The 3352-nt window shown below is 43.4% G+C and carries 6 protein-coding genes; all 6 read right to left on the reverse strand.

All coding sequences use genetic code 11. The features are described 5' to 3' along the window. Nucleotides 1–384: phage tail terminator-like protein (locus tag BM613_RS14085; RefSeq protein ID WP_146192838.1), on the reverse strand; the 384-nt coding region annotated here is incomplete at its 3' end. Beyond that, on the reverse strand, nt 381–800 hold the full coding sequence (locus tag BM613_RS14090) for a hypothetical protein (RefSeq protein ID WP_109431798.1): 420 nt from the start codon (nt 798–800) through the stop codon (nt 381–383). The genes BM613_RS14085 and BM613_RS14090, both read right to left, overlap by 4 nt. After that, nucleotides 800–1174 (reverse strand): hypothetical protein, encoded by a 375-nt coding sequence (locus tag BM613_RS14095; RefSeq protein WP_109431799.1) that lies wholly within the window; start codon nt 1172–1174, stop codon nt 800–802. The genes BM613_RS14090 and BM613_RS14095 overlap by 1 nt, the downstream gene beginning before the upstream one ends. Next, nucleotides 1171–1674 (reverse strand): DnaT-like ssDNA-binding protein, encoded by a 504-nt coding sequence (locus tag BM613_RS14100; protein WP_109431800.1) that lies wholly within the window; start codon nt 1672–1674, stop codon nt 1171–1173. The genes BM613_RS14095 and BM613_RS14100 overlap by 4 nt, the downstream gene beginning before the upstream one ends. 345 nt (nt 1675–2019) lie before the next feature. Continuing rightward, entirely contained in the window at nt 2020–2688 is a 669-nt protein-coding gene (locus tag BM613_RS14110) for a hypothetical protein (protein ID WP_109431802.1), read from the reverse strand. A gap of 72 nt (nt 2689–2760) precedes the next feature. Beyond that, entirely contained in the window at nt 2761–3195 is a 435-nt protein-coding gene (locus BM613_RS14115) for a hypothetical protein (protein WP_146192839.1), read from the reverse strand. Nucleotides 3196–3352 lie beyond the last annotated feature (157 nt).

The following is a 3352-nucleotide window of genomic DNA, read 5'->3' on the forward strand; positions in this document are numbered from 1 at the left end:
GAAGTCTGCAATTGACGTCTGCCCGCCCTGGGAAAACGTCTTTCTTGTCAGTCTTAACATGCAGCCGTCCGGTGCCTGGAGCTGTCTTGGTACACTAAAGATTTTACTCACATGCCCAAGAACAGCGTTAGATTCTTCAATACCAATATTCAACTGTGAATATACACCAATCTGTAAAAACCCACGCATTTCATTATCGCCATAAGGGCCTAACGTTACAGGGTCTTCACTGGATGGGGTATTGATGATCTTTAACCACACTTTAAAGCCGCTGGCATCAAATGTCAAGTTCTTCCACGCCATAGCCTGTGACATTTCAGCATAGTTATTTACTAAGTGTGATTTCAGGGTATCTTCGACCCAATGAAACGGATACGGGATCATTTATCAAAGCTCCCAAGTTTAAACCCACTGAATGCTTGTCCACCTCTTGCGATGTTCTTACGCAACATCCCGTTAGGCGCCTTCTTACTGTAACCTTCATATTCAATCTTCTGAGCATAAGGCTTACCGTTACCAAAATAAATATCCCAATCTTGATGGATTGGGAGATATCTTATTTTAGTAAACAATCTTTGTTTCGTAGCAGCTCCAGACGGGTCTTCCGGCAGATTATCCTGAATAAGGTCGGGTGATTTCTGTATCTGCCAACTTCCTCGTAATCCACCGTCCTTAACAGGAGTGTCATCAACAACAGCACTAACGAAGCCATAAAGTCTTTGTTTTACCTCACCTGCGGCTTTTTGCATGGCCCTCAATTGAGCACTGGTAAACTGATCACGGAAGCTCTTCTTAGCCATTAGGAACCAACTTTAACGTAACTAATGATTGTAGTTCCACCCGCACCGATAGGCTCAACAGCATTAACGACGAACGAGCGCCCTTTGTGGTCAATAAATTTAAAACCAATGCAATCTTCAAGACTAATACCGTCTGGTTCGTAAGTGATAAAGACCTTTTCACCTTGAAGAACTATACTACCGTTTACGCTAGTCTTTGACTGCTCGTCATAGAACAAACGCAGTGGTATTTCTTGTTCTTTAAAAGTCGGAGCCCAAGGCTTTGATTCACTTCCCTCTTCTTTTACTTTAACAATGAGTGTCCCATCAAAACCAATTTCTTGGTCGTTCAACATCTCATGTGCCATTGCAATAAATTCTGAAGCAATTGTCATCGCATTACTCCTTGTGAGCTAGAGCTTCGCAGGTAGTCATTAATCAAAGCCCAGAAACGCGGATGTGGTGTTGCACTTTCTAATACAGCACTCTGACCAACTGCGTATTCAAGCGTCAACGGTCCAAGAATACGCTTTTTCAGTGCATAATTGGTACTGTTACTTAATAACGGCTTACCGCTCTGCACCGTATCCGCGACCAGTTGGGCCTGTGCTCGCTTAATTGCTACAGGTATGGTATTACCTGGAATCTCTACACCGTCGCTGTATAAGCCGCTGCGCGGGAACTGTAGTTCCTGATCCTGGTTGGTGCGCTTACCCTTATAGCGATTAAGGCTTTCCATAAAATCCATTGCGTTGATAAGCATAGGTTTCAACTTATCTTCCGCTGGGACAGTAAATCCACGGTCTTCTAAATATTGCGTAGCATATTCGACATCAATATAGCTATTTGCATTAGGTACACAAGACCCATCTTCAACAATGATAGTTACAGTCATATGCGCCTCAAGCAATATCTATCGTAGCATTAAGAATCTGTCCGTCTGCACTTATAATTTTAATGTCATACCTTGCAGCAGACGATTCGTTAATTGTGAAGGTCTGCAAATCAGACTGATTCTGTGAGACCAATTCTTTATCTTTAAAGACCTGTACAACGTAAGGTGTCTGTCCATTCTGCCACGTTGTAACGTAATCGGTATCTACCACACCTGTCGACGGGGGGGGCGTCACCCACCCCAGGACACCGCTTACAGGGTTCAACGTGGCATCTCGACGACGTCTGTTACGTTGCATCATATGAAACAAGAACTTTTTGTCTGTTCGAAATGCCATATGTCACCTTAGCGAGTGCGGATACCGTTACGAACAACCATACGAGGCTGATTGACCACATGAGCAACTTGTGCCATTTGATCACGGAAAGATGCTAAAGTGTGAGCCAGCTCGGTCTTAGGTTTGCGACGTTCAATTTCAGTGTTGACTTTTGCGTACAGTTTAGCACGTAATTCAACAAGTTCGTTCATTGCAGATAACATCTGGTTGTCTGCGTTGACTTGTTCCGAAAGAACTTTTTCATATTCTTTAAGCTCTTCCACAGAAACAGTGTCAAAGTCAATATCTGGAATATCTTTGAGCATTGCTTTAACTGCATCGCTCACGTTGACTTCTAAAGCTACTCGCGTAGTGACAATCGATTTACCGTTAACAGTTTCCTTATCTGCTTCAGCCTTAGATAAGGACTCATATTGTGCATTGTCGGTATCTGCAACAATTTCCGTCTGTTCGGTTTCCTGCAATGAGGAAGTGTCATGCTTTTCTTCATGTTCGACGTCCTCAATTACAGGATTTGAACGAGTGAACCCAGGCGCAACAGAATTGACATCTTCTCGCGTGACGGACGGGCCAACTGTAAACTTCAATGCTTCAATTTTAGGCAGGCCATCGGCAGTCCAATGATTGTCATTCTCAACGTTGAGTTTACGAAGCCCTTCAATGATTTTGTCTTTCATCATTCATTCCTCAAAATAAAAGGTGTTACAAGCGAAGTGTAACACCCTTTAAAACATCTAGCAATTTAACGTTTATGCTGCGGGAGCTGCGGACCAGGCTTGCGTTAATGCAGTTCCCGTAACTTCTGTCCCATAACTGTCTTCAATGGTACAGTTGACACTGAACGTTTTACTCAGCATACCTTCCGGAGCTGTTCCAGAAATTTTTGCTTTGTTGACGTCCGTGTTTTGAAGGGACAGCGCATCGCCAGTTCCAGGAGCAATTTTGAACTTATAGATATAGGAACCATCGTCCTCCGGATCTACTGTTTTAGCACGAATGTAGAAAGTTAATGGTGTATTTACTTTCATGAGACCAGCAGGGATTGTATCCTGCCAACCACTTTTACCGTCAGCTGAATACTGAACTTTACCTACAGTCTTAATCTTTGCTTTAGGTGTTGCATCTGAACCGTGACGTTCATGACGTACATAACGACGATGTCTTGAATGACGTTGATAACGCATGTTTCCTCCTAACAAAAAAGGGACCATATAGGCCCCTTTAATTACATGGCTAAAGCATTAAGCGTGTTCGCGAGTGATCAGGCGAGCAATCTTAATCTGTTTACGCTCAGGGAATACACGAGCCCAGTTGGTAGCAGTTTTCAGAGCGGCGTTATCC

This window comes from Sulfoacidibacillus thermotolerans (genome assembly GCF_003144315.1).
Taxonomy (GTDB): Bacteria; Bacillota; Bacilli; order Alicyclobacillales; family SLC66; genus Sulfoacidibacillus; species Sulfoacidibacillus thermotolerans.